Raw genomic sequence first — 15,567 nt, 5'->3', positions numbered from 1 at the left:
GGGGCTTTTTGCGTATTCAGGGCTAGACGCTCCGAAACTCAGGTGGTACATTCGGCCCCGCACTGGTTTCTCCATTGCCCCCTGCTAGCCGTCGCCGACGCACTCCTTTTCGAATAAGTACGCGATCCTGTCGCCTTCTCTGCGGCGCGGCCTCATTAAGCCAAAAGCTTAATTTCCCCCCCTCCATAAATGATTACGTCATTCCTATATGAATCTGACTGAACTCAAGCAAAAGCCGATTACCGAACTGCTCGAATTGGCCGAACAGATGGGCATAGAAAATATGGCCCGTTCGCGCAAGCAGGACGTGATTTTCTCCCTGCTGAAAAAGCACGCGAAAAGCGGCGAGGAAATCTCCGGTGATGGCGTGCTGGAGATTCTCCAGGACGGCTTCGGCTTCCTGCGCTCCGCTGACGCTTCCTACCTGGCCGGCCCGGACGATATCTACGTCTCGCCGAGCCAGATCCGCCGTTTCAACTTGCGCACCGGTGACACCATCGTTGGCAAGATTCGCCCTCCGAAGGAAGGCGAGCGGTATTTCGCCCTGCTCAAGGTCGACACGATCAACTTCGATCGTCCAGAGAACGCGAAAAACAAGATTCTCTTCGAGAACCTGACTCCGCTGTTCCCGACCGTGCGCATGAAGATGGAAGCCGGTAACGGCTCCACCGAAGACTTGACCGGTCGTGTCATCGACCTGTGCGCCCCGATCGGCAAAGGCCAGCGTGGTCTGATCGTTGCACCGCCGAAAGCCGGTAAAACGATCATGCTGCAGAACATCGCCGCGAACATCGCCCGTAACAACCCTGAAGTTCACCTGATCGTGCTGCTGATCGACGAACGTCCGGAAGAAGTAACCGAAATGCAGCGCACCGTGCGTGGCGAAGTGGTTGCCTCGACCTTCGACGAGCCGCCGACCCGTCACGTGCAGGTTGCTGAAATGGTGATCGAGAAGGCCAAGCGCCTTGTTGAACACAAGAAAGACGTGGTGATCCTGCTCGACTCCATCACCCGTCTGGCCCGTGCCTACAACACCGTGATCCCGAGCTCCGGCAAGGTATTGACCGGTGGTGTCGATGCCCACGCCCTCGAGAAGCCAAAGCGTTTCTTCGGTGCCGCGCGTAACATCGAAGAAGGCGGCTCGCTGACCATTATCGCCACCGCGCTGGTTGAAACCGGCTCGAAGATGGACGAAGTGATCTACGAAGAGTTCAAGGGTACCGGCAACATGGAACTGCCTCTGGATCGCAAGATCGCCGAGAAGCGCGTGTTCCCTGCGATCAACATCAACCGCTCCGGCACCCGCCGCGAAGAGTTGCTGACTGCCGACGACGAACTGCAGCGTATGTGGATCCTGCGCAAGCTGCTGCACCCGATGGACGAAGTGGCTGCCATCGAGTTCCTGGTCGACAAACTGAAAACGACCAAGACCAACGACGAGTTCTTCTTGTCGATGAAGCGCAAGTAATACACACGCTGTAAAAAAGAACGCTCCCGAAAGGGGGCGTTTTTTTTGCGTACGCGCCGCATAACTTTCGTAACGCGCTACTGTCCTTGTCTGGAGCGGTTTGTACCTACAAGGATAAGAAAGGTTATGCACACGTTTGGCAATCGCCGTGATATCGACGGATTACGGGCGCTGGCGGTTATTCCCGTCGTCCTGTTTCATTTCGGATTCAACACATTCAGCGGCGGCTTTGTCGGCGTTGATGTGTTCTTCGTCATTTCCGGTTTTCTGATCACTTCAATCCTGTTTCGTGAAATCAGCGCGCAGCGCTTCAGCTTCCTCGACTTCTGGGGGCGTCGCGCCCGACGCATCCTGCCGGCGTTGACTGTGGTTGTGGTGGTGACGCTGGCATTAGGCTGGCTGTTGCTGACGGCCAAAGACCTGGCCGAACTCGGGCGGACTATTCGTTATCAGTCGCTGTTCATTTCCAACATCTTGTTCATGCGCGAAGACGGCTACTTCGAGCCCGCCTCGGAACTCAAGCCGCTGCTGCATACCTGGTCGCTGGCGGTAGAAGAGCAGTACTACATCTTCTTCCCGCTGATGATGGTATTGCTGATGCGCTACGTCCGCCATTGGCGCTGGATGCTGTTCGCTGTCCTGCTGGTGTCGTTCGGCCTGAACATCATCTATATCGAACGCCGGCCGGAATTTGCCTTTTTCTCGTTGCCGACCCGCGCCTGGGAATTGCTCTGCGGGGCCATGCTGGCGGTGATGCCCGTGCCCAAGCATGTCGCGCGGCCGTGGCTGCGGCAGTCTGTTGGCCTGGCCGGTCTGGCGGCGGTGCTGGTGGCGGTGTTCACCTACGACAAGTCCACGGTGTTTCCGGGCTGGGCAGCATTGCTGCCGGTATTGGGCACGACGGCGCTGATCTGGTCGGGTGCACAGGGCCCAACGTGGGCGGGCCGGTTGTTGAGTATCCGGGTTCTGGTGTGGATCGGCTTGCTCTCCTATTCGCTGTATCTGTGGCATTGGCCGGTTTACGTGTATGCCAATGCGATCTCCATCGACGGTATCCAGCCGCTGGAAGCGCTCGGTTGGATGGCTCTGGCATTGGCGCTGGCCTGGCTGAGCCTGCGCTATATCGAACTACCCTTCCGTGAAAAGCGTGTGTTTGCCAGTCGTAACTCGGTGTTGGTCGGCGGTCTGGTGTCGATCACGGTGCTGGCGATCACCGGCTCGGTGATTCGCTCGGCAGACGGTGTTCCGCAGCGTCTGACCGGCAAGGCGCTGGAATATGCGCAATCGCGCGAGTGGAACGCCGGGCAGTCGAAATGCATGCACTTGAGCACGGACAAGGCACTGACCAAATCCTGCCTTGTGGGCGGTGATCAAAATATTACGGTGACAAAAATGTTCTGGGGCGACAGTCACGCCGCCGCGTTGTTGCCAGCCATTGAAGGCAATGCCGGGCGCAACGTGCAGCCGGTGTGGCTGTACAGCTTGACCGGGTGCCCGCCGATCATCGATGACCACTTGCGCCCTCAGTGCAAAGACTTCAACCAGCGCAACATGGACCGCGTCACGAGTCTGGGGATCAAGGACGTGGTGTTGGCGGCGAACTGGAGTCTGTACGTTTATGGTCGTGAAGACGGCGATGGCGATCTACAGTTCCTGCTTGATCGCAAGGACAACCCGCGCCAGGCAGAGCAGCGCATGGCTGCCGCCCTCAAGGCGCAAGTGGCCGAGTTGCGTGAAGCGGGTGTGCAAGTCTGGCTGTTCAAGGAAGTGCCACTGCAACACAAGAGCTTCATCGACCGTCTGACCAGTCTGGCGCGCATCGGCCGTTCGGCAGAAGGTCTCGGTCGCCCGCTCAGCGAACACTTGGCTCGCCAGCAGTTTTTCACGTCGTTGTTCGGCTCGATGAGCGCCGCTGATTCCGGCATTCATGTCATCGATCCGACGCCGCTGATGTGCAAGGACGGCTTGTGCGCCATTGATGTCGATGGCCACTCGCAGTACAAGGATGCCGACCATCTTTCGGACGTGGGCAGTGCCAGACTGAGCCCGTTGTTTGCACCATTGCTGCTGGGTACTAGCCACAATTGAGCGATCCCGGGCGCTGACGGGCTGCTGTTTGCCCGTCAGAGCAGGTAGGATGTACGCCTATTTTGAGGGTGCCATCGTCAATGAAATTCAAGGATCTTCGGGATTTCGTGCAGCAGCTTGAGCAGCGCGGAGAGTTGAAACGCATCCAGATTCCCGTCTCGCCGGTGCTGGAAATGACCGAGGTGTGCGATCGCACACTGCGGGCCAAGGGCCCGGCACTGCTGTTCGAGAAACCCACCGGCTACGACATCCCGGTGCTCGGCAACCTGTTCGGCACGCCTGAACGGGTGGCGATGGGCATGGGCGCCGAGTCGGTCAGCGAGCTGCGCGAAATCGGCAAGCTGCTGGCGTTCCTCAAGGAGCCGGAGCCACCGAAGGGCTTGAAAGACGCATGGTCGAAACTGCCGATCTTCCGCAAGATCATCTCGATGGCGCCGAAAGTCGTCAAAGACGCGGTGTGCCAGGAAGTGGTCATCGAAGGCGACGACGTCGACCTCGCGATGCTGCCGGTGCAGACCTGCTGGCCCGGCGACGTCGGCCCGCTGATCACCTGGGGTCTGACCGTCACCAAAGGCCCGAACAAGGATCGTCAGAACCTCGGCATCTATCGTCAGCAAGTGATCGGCCGCAACAAGGTGATCATGCGTTGGCTCAGCCACCGTGGCGGCGCGCTGGACTTCCGCGAGTGGTGCGAGAAGCATCCGGGCCAGCCGTTCCCGGTGTCCGTCGCCCTGGGTGCGGATCCGGCGACCATTCTCGGCGCGGTGACGCCAGTGCCGGACAGCCTCTCCGAATACGCTTTCGCAGGCCTCTTGCGCGGTAACCGCACTGAACTGGTCAAGTGCCGTGGCAACGATCTGCAAGTGCCGGCCACCGCCGAAATCATCCTCGAAGGCGTGATCCATCCGGGCGAGATGGCTGACGAAGGTCCTTACGGCGACCACACCGGTTACTACAACGAAGTCGACAGCTTCCCGGTGTTCACCGTCGAGCGCATCACCCACCGGATCAAACCGATCTACCACAGTACCTACACCGGCCGTCCGCCAGATGAGCCGGCGATCCTCGGTGTGGCGCTGAATGAAGTGTTCGTGCCGATACTGCAGAAGCAGTTCCCGGAAATCACCGACTTCTACCTGCCGCCGGAAGGCTGCTCGTATCGCATGGCCATCGTGACCATGAAGAAGTCGTATCCGGGGCATGCCAAGCGCGTGATGCTCGGTGTCTGGTCGTTTTTGCGACAGTTTATGTACACCAAGTTCGTTATCGTCACTGACGACGATATCAATGCCCGTGACTGGAACGACGTGATCTGGGCCATCACTACGCGCATGGATCCCAAGCGCGACACGGTGATGATCGATAACACGCCGATCGACTACCTCGACTTCGCCTCGCCGATCTCCGGCCTGGGTTCGAAAATGGGCCTCGATGCCACCCACAAGTGGCCGGGCGAAACCACTCGCGAGTGGGGCCGTGTGATCGTCAAGGACGACGCCGTCACCCAACGGATCGATGCCATCTGGAATCAGTTAGGAATAGATTGATGCGTGTAACCCTGCAGCCCTCCGGAGCAGTGCTTGAGATACAGCCCGGTGAGCGGATTCTCGACGGCGCGCGGCGTCTGGGCTACGAATGCCCGCAAAGCTGCCGCAACGGTAATTGTCATGTGTGTGCGGCGTTGCTGGTTGAAGGCCGCGTCGCGCAGGATGGCAAAGTGCACGACCACGGCGAGTTCTACACTTGCATAGCCGAGCCGCTGGAAGACTGCATCCTGCTGTGGGATGGCGTGCTCGCGCTGGGAGAACTGCCGGTGCGCAGCCTGTCGTGTCAGGTCATCGAGTGCCGGGACGTCGGCGGCGACACCTGGCGCGTGCGTCTGCGTGCGCCGGCGGGCAAGTCACCGCGTTATCACGCCGGGCAATATTTGATGATCGAGCGCGAGAACGGCGAGAAGTCGGCGTTCTCTATGGCCTCGGCACCCCACGGCGGGCGTGATCTGGAAATCCATGTGCTGGCGCGCGAAGCCAGTGCACTGAGCCTGATCGAACAGCTGCAACGCAACGCGATGGTGCGTGTCGAGCTGCCATTCGGTGACACGCATCTGGCCGAGCTGCCGGAAGGGCCGCTGGTGCTGATCGCCGCTGGCACCGGCATGGGCCAGATTCACGCCTTGATCGAACACTGCCGCGCCAACGGCTTCAAACACCCCGTGCATCTGTATTGGGGCGTACGCCGTCCGGAAGATTTCTATCAGATCGAGCATTGGGACGAATGGTTGAAGTTGCCCAATCTGTTCCTGCACAAAGTCGTCAGCGATCAATGCGGTTGGGAAGGGCGCTGCGGCATGCTGCACGAGGCAGTCTGTGAAGATTTCCCGGATCTGAAACCGCTGCACGTCTACGCCAGCGGCTCGCCGGCCATGGTCTACGGCACGCTGGACGCTCTGGTTGAAGCGGGTATGGACGCTCATCAAATGCGCGCCGACGTGTTCGCTTACGCCCCCCGCTCCTGATTCGTTATAACTCGCTATATAGCCGATCGGTATTTATGTAATTGCATAAATGCCGCTAGGTTATATAGCAATCAGGCAATCAATTAAGAACTGTGCCATGGCACTCAAATTGCCTTAAAACATATGTGCCTTATTGTTACAGCGGTGCGTTCTATTAAGTAATTCTTCACCCGCGGGGAGCTGAACGCTATTCGCCATGAGCGCCATTGAAAACGCTTTTCTGAATTTGAATTACCCTCCGCGGCTCGATCTTGGGCCGCAGCTGACGCACGAACAACTTCTCGCTTCCATGCAGTCAACCATGGCGCGCCACAAGGGCGGGCCGGTGTGGCTGTTCGCGTATGGCTCACTGATCTGGCGGCCTGAATGCTCGGCGGTGGAGCGGGTGCGCGGCCGCGTGCATGGTTACCATCGCGGTTTGTACCTGTGGTCGCACGAGCATCGCGGCACGCCGGAAATGCCCGGTCTGGTGTTTGGTCTGGATCGCGGCGGTTCGTGCAGTGGCTTCGCCTATCGCTTGCCGGAAGATAATCTCGACGCGGCGCTGTACGCCTTGTGGAAACGCGAGATGCCGGTGCCGTCCTACCGGCCACACTGGCTCAACTGCCGGCTCGAAGATGGCACTCAGGTGCAGGCCTTGGGATTCGTTTTGGAGCGACACCTGCCCAGCTATGCTGGCAACTTGCCGGATCACGTGCTGAGCCAGGTGTTCGCAAGCGCTTGCGGGCGTTACGGCACCACTCGCGATTATGTCGAGCAGACCGCCCACGCCCTGCGCAGCCACGCCATGCCAGACCGTAATCTGGAGGCGCGGCTCAAACGCTGTAAATCACAAAGCGATCAAGCGACTGCTTCGCGGCTCTGACTGGCGACTTGCTTGTGCCATAGCGTCGGGGCGAGGAAGGCCATTGCCAGCAGGCAAGCGCCCACTAGCAGCACGAAACCGCCATCCCAACCGAAATGGTCCACGGTGTAGCCCATCGCCGCACTGGCCGCGACCGAACCACCCAGATAGCCGAACAGGCCGGTGAAACCCGCAGCCGTGCCGGCGGCTTTCTTCGGCGCCAGTTCCAGCGCCTGCAGACCGATCAACATCACCGGGCCGTAGATCAGGAAGCCGATCGAAAACAGCGCGATCATGTCAACGGTCGGGTTGCCGGCCGGGTTCAGCCAGTAAACCAGGGTCGCCACGGTCACCAGCGCCATGAACACCATACCGGTCAGGCCACGGTTGCCACGGAAGATCTTGTCCGACATCCAGCCGCACAGCAGCGTGCCGGGAATGCCCGCCCACTCGTAGAAGAAGTAAGCCCACGAAGTTTTATCGACGGTGAAACCCTTGGCTTCTTTCAGGTAGGTCGGCGCCCAGTCCAGTACGCCGTAGCGCAGCAGGTAAACGAAGACGTTAGCCATGGCGATGTACCAGAGCATTTTGTTGCGCAGCACGTATTTGACGAAGATTTCCTTGGCACTGAATTCGTCTTCGTGGCTGGCGTCGTAGCCTTCCGGGTAATCGTTCTTGTACTTCTCGATGGGTGGCAGGCCGACCGATTGCGGGGTGTCGCGCATGGTGATGAAGGCAAATACCGCCACGCCCAGCGCCACGGCTGCCGGTACGTAAAACGCCGCGTGCCAGTCGTTGAACAAGCCCATGCCGAGCAGGAACAGCGGGCCGATCAGGCCGCCGCCAACGTTATGCGCCACGTTCCACACGGATACCACGCCACCGCGTTCCTTCTGCGACCACCAGTGCACCATGGTCCGGCCACTTGGCGGCCAGCCCATGCCTTGGGCCCAGCCGTTGATGAACAGCAGGATGAACATCATGGTTACGCTGGACGTTGCCCAAGGCGCGAAACCGAAAATGAACATCACCCCGGCCGAGACCAGCAGACCGAACGGCAGGAAGTAGCGCGGGTTGGAACGGTCGGACACCAGGCCCATGAGGAATTTCGACAGGCCATAGGCAATGGCGATCGCCGACATCGCCAGACCCAGATCACCACGGCTGTAGCCCTCGTCGATCAGGTACGGCATGGCCAGCGAGAAGTTTTTGCGCAGCAGGTAATAACCGGCGTAGCCAAAGAAAATACCGGCGAAGATCTGCCAGCGCAGGCGTCGGTACGTGCTGTCTATTTTTTCTTCAGGCAATGGAGCCTGATGTGCGGCAGGACGAAAGAAAGCAAACATTCAAGAGCTCCAGATTTCTTGTTTTGACTGCGGATGCGAATGTTACAGTTTCGTTACCGAAAATAGCACCGGTTCGCATCGAGCAAATAGCGGAAAATGTTGGAAGTCGCGCGTTCCTTTACGAACCTGTCGCTCAGCTGTAAGAACAGGGCGTTTTCGTCGCGCTCGGGAGGTTGTGACTTAGACTCGCGATTTACAGATCGACTGATTTCGCGAGATAAACGATGACCCCGAAAGTTCGCAGGCTATTGCCCAGACTGTTGATGGTTGCTGCGGTGACTGCTTCAGTACTGGTGTTGAGCTTCGCACAGGGTTCTGCAGCGCCAGGCCTGCGCAATGTCACCGTATTGATCGTCCGTCATGCGGAAAAGCCTGAAGTCGGCCGTGAACTCAATGCCCGGGGCGAACAGCGCGCCGCTGCCTACGCGGACTATTTCACCTCGTTGCAACTGGACGACCAGACACTCACGCCCCAGCGTCTGATCGCTACCGCCGACAGCCCGGAAAGCATCCGACCGCGTCAGACACTGATTCCACTGTCCCAGCGCCTGCAATTGCCCATCGAGCAGCCCTACGCCAATAACGACGTCGACAAACTGGTCAGCCTGCTGCGCAAGAACAATCAGGCGAAAACAGTGCTGATCGCTTGGCATCACGGCCACATCAATAAACTGATTGCCGCTTTCGGCGGCGATGGTCCGGCACTGATCGGCCAGCCGAAATGGCCGGTGGATGTTTACGACTGGCTGATCGTTCTGCGCTTCGATGACAAGGGAAGGCTGGTTGGGTCACAGAGCGAAAAGGTTCAGGAACATCTGATGCCGGGCGACATTGCGGCGTCGCCCGGTCGTTGAAGAGTCTCAGCGAACCTTCACCACAACCTTCCCGACAGCCTTGCGCTGGCCAAGATCATTGATCGCCTGCGCCGCATTGCTCAGCGGATAGACCTGCGACACCAGCGGTTTCAACTTGCCCTCGGCGAACCAGCCGAATAACTGCTGGAAGTTCGCCGCGTTGTCCTGCGGCTGGCGCTGGGCGAAGGAACCCCAGAATACGCCGAGTACCGCCGCGCCTTTGAGCAGGGCGAGGTTTACCGGCAGTTCCGGGATGCGTCCGCTGGCGAAGCCGACCACCAGCAGGCGGCCGTTCCAGGCGATGGCGCGGATGGCCTGGTCGAACAGATCGCCACCGACCGGGTCGTAGATCACGTCAGCGCCCTGACCATCGGTGAGGCGTTTGATTTCTTCCTTGAGGCTGGCTTCGCTGTAATTGATCAGCTCATCGGCACCGGCAGCTTTGGCCACCGCGAGTTTCTCGGCACTGCTGGCGGCGGCGAGGACGCGAGCGCCCATGGCTTTACCGATTTCCACCGCCGCCAAACCGACGCCGCCGGACGCACCGAGTACCAGCAGGGTTTCCCCCGCTTGCAGGTTGGCGCGTTGCTTGAGGGCGTGCATCGAGGTGCCGTAAGTCATGCTGAACGCGGCGGCGGTGTTGAAATCCATCGACGGCGGAATCGGCAGGACGTTGTAGCCCGGCACCGCGACCTGTTCAGCGAAGCTGCCCCAACCGGTCAGCGCCATGACTCGGTCACCGACCTTGAGGTGGCTGACCTTTTCCCCGACCTCCGTGACCACGCCAGCCGCTTCACCACCCGGCGAGAACGGGAAGGGCGGCTTGAACTGGTACTTGCCCTCGATGATCAGCGTGTCCGGGAAGTTGACCCCGGCGGCGTGCACCTCCAGGAGGATTTCGTTCTTCTTCGCGACAGGGCTGGCGACGTCTTCCAGCACCAGCGATTCGGCAGGGCCGAAGGCTTTGCACAGCACGGCTTTCATCAGGGCTATTCCTTTGGGAGTGATGGCCGATAAGTGTAGGTGTGTCAGTCAACGGGTCAACGAGCATGCCCGGCCCTGATAGTCAGCCATAAGCTTGTGCTTGCGTGGCGGGTCGTTATGCTAGGCCGCAAACCGGATAAGGAGCGAATTGTGAAAGCGTGGATCATGTTGTTGCTGGCCCTGTCTCTGCCTGTGGCAGCGCTGGCCGAAGAAGCTAAAGAAGGCGAGGCGCCGAAGGTCAACTACATCACGCTGAGCCCGCCGTTCGTGGGCAACTACGGGTTGGACGGCACGCCGAAGCTTAAGGTTTACAAGGCCGATGTGGCATTGCGCGTGACCGGTGAGGAGGCGACCAAACTGGTCAAGGCCAACGAGCCGCTGATCCGTAATCAGCTGGTGGCACTGTTCACCCAGCAGACCACCGAGGCGATGGGCAGCATCGAAGGCAAGGAAAAGCTGCGTCAGGAAGCGTTGAAGCAGACCCAGCAAGTGATGAATGACGAGACCGGCAAGCCGGTGGTTGAGGATCTGTTGTTCAACAACCTGATCATTCAGTAAGTGCGTTGGCTGCTGTTCAGGACGCCAGGCTTTTGCGAAAGCGCGCCAGCGCGATGACGAAGAACAGCAGGCCGATGGCCGTTAGCGCCAGCAAGTCCGGCCAGACCACGCTCAGCCCGGCGTCGCGAAACAGAATCGCGGCGCTGAGGCTGACAAAGTGCGTGGACGGCGAGCCCTGCATGACCCACTGCAGCCATTGCGGCATGCTGTCCAGTGGCGTGCTGCCACCCGACAGCAGCAACATCGGGATGATCACCGGAATCGCCAGTAAGCCGAACTGCGGCGTCGAGCGTGCGAGTGTCGCCAGAAAGATCCCCAACGCGGTACTGGCAAACAGGTAAACCGCAGTCACCAGCAAAAACAGGCTCATCGAGCCGGACAGCGGCACGCCGAGTGCGCCTTTGACCACCACCTCCAGCGACAGCCAGGTGCACAGCACCACCACCAGCAGGTTGCTCCAGATTTTCGCCAGCATGATTTCCAGCGCCGTCAGCGGCAGCACCAGCAAATGGTCAAGCGTGCCGTGTTCGCGTTCGCGCAGTAGCGCCGTGCCCGTGAGGATGATTGCCAGAATAGTGATGTTGTTGACGATCTGAATCACCGCCAGAAACCAGCCACCCTCCAGGTTGGTGTTGAACAGCGCGCGGGTGGTCAGTTGAATCGGCGTTTTGCTCGCGGCATCGTCCTGGTCGCCAAAGGCCTGCAGCTCGCGCTGGAAAATCCGGCTGATGTAGCCAGCACCCATGAACGCCTGGCTCATCGCGGTGGCATCGACGTTGACCTGAATGGCCGGTTGCCGCGCCGCCAGTAGATCGGTTTGAAACCCCGCCGGAATGTTGATCACGAAAGTGTACTGGCCGCTGTCCATGACCTGGTCCAGTTGCGGATAGGGGAGCAGCACTGGCGTCTGGAATTCCGGCGGTTGCAGGGCCTGGGCCAACTGGCGCGAGAGGGCGCTGTGGTCTTCGTCGACGATCGCCACGCTGGCGTTGTGCACGCCGATCACTGAGCCGGCGGCAGGCATGTAGATCGCCACGGTGAAGGCGTAGAACAGGAACAGCAGCAATACGCTGTCGTGGCGCAGGCTGGTCAGTTCCTTGAGCCCCAGGCGCAGGATGTGCGCGAACTTGTGCATCAGGCCTCCTGCTTTTTCAGCATGATCAGGCTCAGCCCGGTGAACCCGACAAAGAACCCGAACAGCGCCAGGCACTGCGGCCACAGCTGCCGCAGGTCCAGCGCTTTGGTGAACGTCCCCACGGCAATGTCGAGAAAGTGTCCTGCCGGAAACAGCATGCCCATCACCGCAGCCGCTCCTTCCAGTGAAGAACGCGGCACGATCAGTCCGGAGAACTGGATGGTCGGCAGGCTGGTAATGATCATGGTGCCGAGGATCGCGGCGATTTGCGTGCGGGTGAACGCCGAGATCAGCAGGCCCATGCTGGTGGTCGCCAGCACATACAGCAGGCCGCCAAACGCCAGCGTCAGCAGGCTGCCCTTGAACGGCACGCCAAACAGCCAGCGGTTCATCGCCACCAGCAGCGCGAGATTGACCAGACTGACCAGCAGGTATGGCGCCTGTTTGCCCAGCAGAAACTCCAGGCGGGTCAGGGGCGTGGCGTAGAAGTTGGTGATCGAGCCGAGTTCTTTTTCGCGCACGATGCCGAGTGCGGTGAGCATCGCCGGAATGAACGCCAGAATCAGCGCCATGACCCCGGGGCCAATAGCGTTGACGCTGACCACATCCTGGTTGTAGCGAAAGCGCGTTTCCAGGCTGGCACCCGTCTGGTGGTTGATGGCGGGGCTGCTCTGTTCGGCCAACTGCTGCAGGTTGGCCAGGTGCACGGCTTCGACATAATTGCGGCTGGTCTCGGCGCGAAACGGCATGCCGCCGTCCAGCCACGCCGCCACCGCAGGCTGGCGTCCGGCGTACAGGTCGCGGCCAAAGCCGGGCGGGATTTCCAGCGCCAGTTTGATTTCCGAGCGTTGCAGGCGGCGGTGCAGCTCTTGAGCGTCGTGGATGGCCGGCCGCTCATCGAAGTAGCGCGAGCCGCGAAAGGCTTCCAGATAGGTTCGGCTCTGCGGGGTTTGATCCTGATCGTAAACGGCGAACGCGAGGTTCTCTACGTCGAGGGAAATTCCGTAGCCGAAAATCACCATCATGAAAATCGCCCCCGCCAGCGCAAAAGCCATGCGCACTTTGTCGCGCAGCAGCTCCTTGCCTTCGCGACTGGCCACGGCCAGCAGGCGACCGAGGCTGAAACCGCGTTGCTGGTCTGGCGGCGCGGCGGCTGGCGCTGAAGGCGCTGTCGGCGATTCACTCGCGGGAGGCGATGGGGCAGTGCCTTGGGCCTGTTCCAGACACGTCACGAAAGCGGCTTCCAGCGTCTCTCCGGCAAACTGACGCTGCAGCGCTGCCGGGGTGTCGCAAGCGAGGACTTTGCCGGCGTGCATCAGCGAAATGCGGTCGCAGCGCTGGGCTTCGTTCATGAAGTGGGTGGAGAGAAAAATCGTCACGCCTTGCTCGCGGGACAGTTCGATCAGCAGTCGCCAGAAGTCATCACGGGCTGCCGGGTCGACGCCGGAGGTCGGCTCATCGAGGATCAGCACTTCCGGACGATGCAACACCGCGACCGCCAGCGACAGGCGTTGACGCAGCCCGAGAGGCAGGGCACCGGACGGCTGATCGGCGACGCTGAGCAGGTTGAAGCGCTGAATCAATGCGTCGATGCGTTGCGCGCTTTCGGCCTTGGGCAAGTCGAACAGACGGGCGTGCAGCTCAAGGTTCTGCCGCACGCTGAGTTCGCCATACAGCGAAAAGCTCTGGGACATGAAGCCGACCCGCTTGCGCGTGGCCAGATCCTTGGCGTCCACCGGATTGCCCAGCAGTGTCGCGCTGCCTTCGCTGGCCGGCATCAGCCCGGTCAGGACTTTCATGGTTGTGGTCTTGCCGCAGCCGTTGGAGCCGAGAAAACCGAAAATCTCGCCGCGACCGATGGCGAAGCTGACGTGATCCACCGCAGTGAAGTCGCCGAAGCGCAGCGTCAGGTCGTGGGCTTCGATGGCAATGTCTGTGGTACCGCCAGTACGCGGCGGAATGACCAACGGCTGAGCGTCGTGATGACTGTCGCCCTGGAAGTGTGTGAAGGCTTCATCGAGTTTGCCGCTGGGGGTGACGGCTGCCAACTCGCGGCTCAGACCGGTGGCAATCAATTGGCCGTTGTCGAGCATCAGGCAATGCTCGAACTGTTCGGCTTCTTCCATATACGCGGTGGCAACCAGCAGGGTCAGTTGCGGGCGCTCGCGCCGTACATCGTCGATCAGCTCCCAGAAGCGTCGGCGTGAGAGCGGGTCGACGCCGGTGGTCGGCTCATCGAGAATCAACAGATCCGGTTCATGGATCAGCGCGCAGCACAGGCCCAGCTTCTGTTTCATACCGCCGGACAACTTGCCGGCGGGGCGCTCGGCGAACTTCAGCAGGTCGGTGGCGAGCAGCAGATTGTGCATGCGTTGCTCGCTGTCGGCTTTCGACAGGCCGAACAGCGTGGCAAAGAACTGGATGTTTTCGCGGATCGACAGCTCGGGATACAGGTTGCCGCCCAATCCCTGGGGCATGAAGGCGATGCGCGCATACAGCGTGTCGCGGTGGCGGCGCTGCTGGATTTGCCCGCCGAGGACGTCCAGTTGCCCTTGCTGCAAGGCCTTCACGCCGGCGATCAGCCCGAGCAGGCTGGACTTGCCCGCACCATCGGGGCCGATCAGCCCGCAACGGGTGCCGGCGGGCAGGCTGAAGGTGATAGCGCTCAGCGCTTGCTGTTTGCCGTAACGGTGCGCGATCGCGTTCGCCTGAACCGCGAGGCTATTCATTGCAAATTGGCCGGCCAGGCAATCGGCGCGATGCGCACATAACCGGCGCCGGGCATGCCGGGCTTGGCTTGCGGCACGGCGCTGGGTTGGGTCAGGCGCAGCTTGACGCGGAACACCAGTTTTTGCCGCTCGTCACGGGTCTCGACCTCTTTGGGGGTGAACTGCGATTTGCCGGCGACGAAACTGATCTTCGCCGGCAAGGGTTTGTCGGGCAGGGCATCGAGCAGCACCCGGGCTTCATCGCCTACGGCCAGACGCCCGGCCACCGAGGCAGACAGGTAGAGGTTCATGTACTGATCGTTGGGATCAATCAACAGCAGGACGCGGCCACCGGCCCCCAGCACTTCGCCGGGTTCGGCCATGCGCAACTGGATCACCCCATCAATCGGCGCGCGCAGGCTGCTGTCGTCGATTTCGCTGGTCAGTTGAGCGACCTGTGCCTGCGCCGCGCCGATCGCTGCAGCGACCGCCGACACTTGGGCGCGGGCCGCCGTCACGGCAGCATTGCCGGTGCCGATACGCGACTGCAATTGATCGATAACCTGGGCGCTGACGAAACCGTGCTTGAACAGCGATTGCGAACGCCCCAGTTCCTGCTGGGCCAGTAGCAATTCACTCTGGCGCAATTGCACATTGGCCTCGGCGGCGTTGAGGTTTTCCCGGGCGCGCAAGACTTCGGCTTCGGCTTGAGTGCGCTGGGCTTCGAGGGTGCGGGTATCCATGCGCGCGAGCAGTTGGCCCTTGTTGACCTTGTCGCCTTCATCGACCAGCACCTCGGCCAGGCGTCCGGGTGTCTTGCTGGCGATCTGCACTTCGGTGGCTTCCAGCCGACCGTTGCCCATCGACAGCCCTTCGACCAGACGGCTGCTGATCGACATCCAGTAACCGAGCCCGCCGGCGGCGGCGAGTAACACCAGAAGCGACCCGGCGTATAAAAGTGAAGAGCGGCTGTGCGTCGACATGGGGGCATCCTGCGGCTGTGGCGTGCAGTCTGACTGTTCAAGCGTTCCAGTCGCTTGATGTCAGTCAACCGAGCGCCAAGCCTA

The 15,567-nt window shown here is 60.6% G+C and carries 12 protein-coding genes; 7 read left to right on the top strand and 5 right to left on the bottom strand.

What is annotated here, in order from left to right; genetic code table 11:
- The first annotated feature begins 208 nt into the window (after nt 1-208).
- From rho to AB4N74_RS22615, 5 genes are all read left to right on the top strand, one after another.
- Complete coding sequence (gene rho / locus AB4N74_RS22635; protein WP_003229334.1) at nt 209-1,468, top strand: transcription termination factor Rho; 1,260 nt, start codon at nt 209-211, stop codon at nt 1,466-1,468.
- Between the two features lie 126 nt (nt 1,469-1,594).
- Nucleotides 1,595-3,556: an acyltransferase family protein gene (locus tag AB4N74_RS22630; RefSeq protein WP_460097284.1), complete on the top strand. Its 1,962-nt coding sequence runs from the start codon at nt 1,595-1,597 to the stop codon at nt 3,554-3,556.
- An 80-nt stretch (nt 3,557-3,636) separates the two neighbouring features.
- On the top strand, nt 3,637-5,103 hold the full coding sequence (ubiD, locus tag AB4N74_RS22625; RefSeq protein WP_007911173.1) for a 4-hydroxy-3-polyprenylbenzoate decarboxylase: 1,467 nt from the start codon (nt 3,637-3,639) through the stop codon (nt 5,101-5,103).
- On the top strand, nt 5,103-6,071 hold the full coding sequence (locus tag AB4N74_RS22620; RefSeq protein WP_257356581.1) for a CDP-6-deoxy-delta-3,4-glucoseen reductase: 969 nt from the start codon (nt 5,103-5,105) through the stop codon (nt 6,069-6,071). The genes ubiD and AB4N74_RS22620 overlap by 1 nt, the downstream gene beginning before the upstream one ends.
- Nucleotides 6,072-6,267: 196 nt before the next feature.
- Complete coding sequence (locus AB4N74_RS22615; RefSeq protein WP_093429749.1) at nt 6,268-6,936, top strand: gamma-glutamylcyclotransferase; 669 nt, start codon at nt 6,268-6,270, stop codon at nt 6,934-6,936.
- Here the strand turns inward: AB4N74_RS22615 and glpT are convergent.
- Nucleotides 6,912-8,261, bottom strand: coding sequence for a glycerol-3-phosphate transporter (gene glpT, locus AB4N74_RS22610; protein WP_016985912.1), 1,350 nt, complete (start codon nt 8,259-8,261; stop codon nt 6,912-6,914). The two genes, AB4N74_RS22615 and glpT, sit on opposite strands and share 25 nt — an antisense overlap.
- A 224-nt stretch (nt 8,262-8,485) precedes the next feature.
- Between glpT and AB4N74_RS22605 the strand changes: the two genes are divergently transcribed.
- Nucleotides 8,486-9,115, top strand: a complete 630-nt coding sequence (locus AB4N74_RS22605) for a flagellar basal body-associated protein FliL (RefSeq protein ID WP_460097282.1) — start codon at nt 8,486-8,488, stop codon at nt 9,113-9,115.
- 6 nt (nt 9,116-9,121) lie between these two features.
- Here AB4N74_RS22605 and AB4N74_RS22600 read toward each other — a convergent pair whose 3' ends face one another.
- The gene (locus AB4N74_RS22600) at nt 9,122-10,099 is read right to left on the bottom strand and encodes an NADPH:quinone oxidoreductase family protein (RefSeq protein ID WP_320336171.1); all 978 of its coding nucleotides are present in this window, start codon (nt 10,097-10,099) and stop codon (nt 9,122-9,124) included.
- 150 nt (nt 10,100-10,249) lie between these two features.
- Here AB4N74_RS22600 and AB4N74_RS22595 point away from each other — a divergent pair, with 150 nt between their 5' ends.
- Nucleotides 10,250-10,657 carry a flagellar basal body-associated protein FliL gene (locus AB4N74_RS22595; protein WP_027610485.1) on the top strand — a complete coding sequence of 136 codons (408 nt, stop codon included), beginning with the start codon at nt 10,250-10,252 and terminating at the stop codon, nt 10,655-10,657.
- A gap of 16 nt (nt 10,658-10,673) precedes the next feature.
- On the opposite strand, the gene AB4N74_RS22590 is transcribed toward AB4N74_RS22595, so the two are convergent.
- The 3 genes from AB4N74_RS22590 to AB4N74_RS22580 are packed head-to-tail and all read right to left on the bottom strand — an operon-like array spanning nt 10,674 to nt 15,483.
- Nucleotides 10,674-11,792 (bottom strand): ABC transporter permease, encoded by a 1,119-nt coding sequence (locus AB4N74_RS22590; protein WP_099757476.1) that lies wholly within the window; start codon nt 11,790-11,792, stop codon nt 10,674-10,676.
- Nucleotides 11,792-14,521, bottom strand: a complete 2,730-nt coding sequence (rbbA, locus tag AB4N74_RS22585) for a ribosome-associated ATPase/putative transporter RbbA (RefSeq protein ID WP_460097280.1) — start codon at nt 14,519-14,521, stop codon at nt 11,792-11,794. Before rbbA ends, AB4N74_RS22590 begins: the two co-directional genes overlap by 1 nt.
- Nucleotides 14,518-15,483, bottom strand: a complete 966-nt coding sequence (locus AB4N74_RS22580) for an HlyD family secretion protein (RefSeq protein WP_099757474.1) — start codon at nt 15,481-15,483, stop codon at nt 14,518-14,520. The genes rbbA and AB4N74_RS22580 overlap by 4 nt, the downstream gene beginning before the upstream one ends.
- Between the last annotated feature and the right edge of the window lie 84 nt (nt 15,484-15,567).

This window comes from Pseudomonas sp. H3_C08 (assembly GCF_054669455.1).
Note: the sequence above shows the minus strand (reverse complement) of the source record. Positions and strands in the feature narration are given on the sequence as shown.

Excerpts from the sequence above, each read along its gene's own strand:
- rho (WP_003229334.1), top strand. The coding sequence starts at position 209 with ATGAATCTGACTGAACTCAAGCAAAAGCCGATTACCGAACTGCTCGAA.
- AB4N74_RS22630 (WP_460097284.1), top strand. The coding sequence starts at position 1,595 with ATGCACACGTTTGGCAATCGCCGTGATATCGACGGATTACGGGCGCTG.
- ubiD (WP_007911173.1), top strand. The coding sequence starts at position 3,637 with ATGAAATTCAAGGATCTTCGGGATTTCGTGCAGCAGCTTGAGCAGCGC.
- AB4N74_RS22620 (WP_257356581.1), top strand. The coding sequence starts at position 5,103 with ATGCGTGTAACCCTGCAGCCCTCCGGAGCAGTGCTTGAGATACAGCCC.
- AB4N74_RS22615 (WP_093429749.1), top strand. The coding sequence starts at position 6,268 with ATGAGCGCCATTGAAAACGCTTTTCTGAATTTGAATTACCCTCCGCGG.
- glpT (WP_016985912.1), bottom strand. The coding sequence starts at position 8,261 with ATGTTTGCTTTCTTTCGTCCTGCCGCACATCAGGCTCCATTGCCTGAA.
- AB4N74_RS22605 (WP_460097282.1), top strand. The coding sequence starts at position 8,486 with ATGACCCCGAAAGTTCGCAGGCTATTGCCCAGACTGTTGATGGTTGCT.
- AB4N74_RS22600 (WP_320336171.1), bottom strand. The coding sequence starts at position 10,099 with ATGAAAGCCGTGCTGTGCAAAGCCTTCGGCCCTGCCGAATCGCTGGTG.
- AB4N74_RS22590 (WP_099757476.1), bottom strand. The coding sequence starts at position 11,792 with ATGCACAAGTTCGCGCACATCCTGCGCCTGGGGCTCAAGGAACTGACC.
- rbbA (WP_460097280.1), bottom strand. The coding sequence starts at position 14,521 with ATGAATAGCCTCGCGGTTCAGGCGAACGCGATCGCGCACCGTTACGGC.
- AB4N74_RS22580 (WP_099757474.1), bottom strand. The coding sequence starts at position 15,483 with ATGTCGACGCACAGCCGCTCTTCACTTTTATACGCCGGGTCGCTTCTG.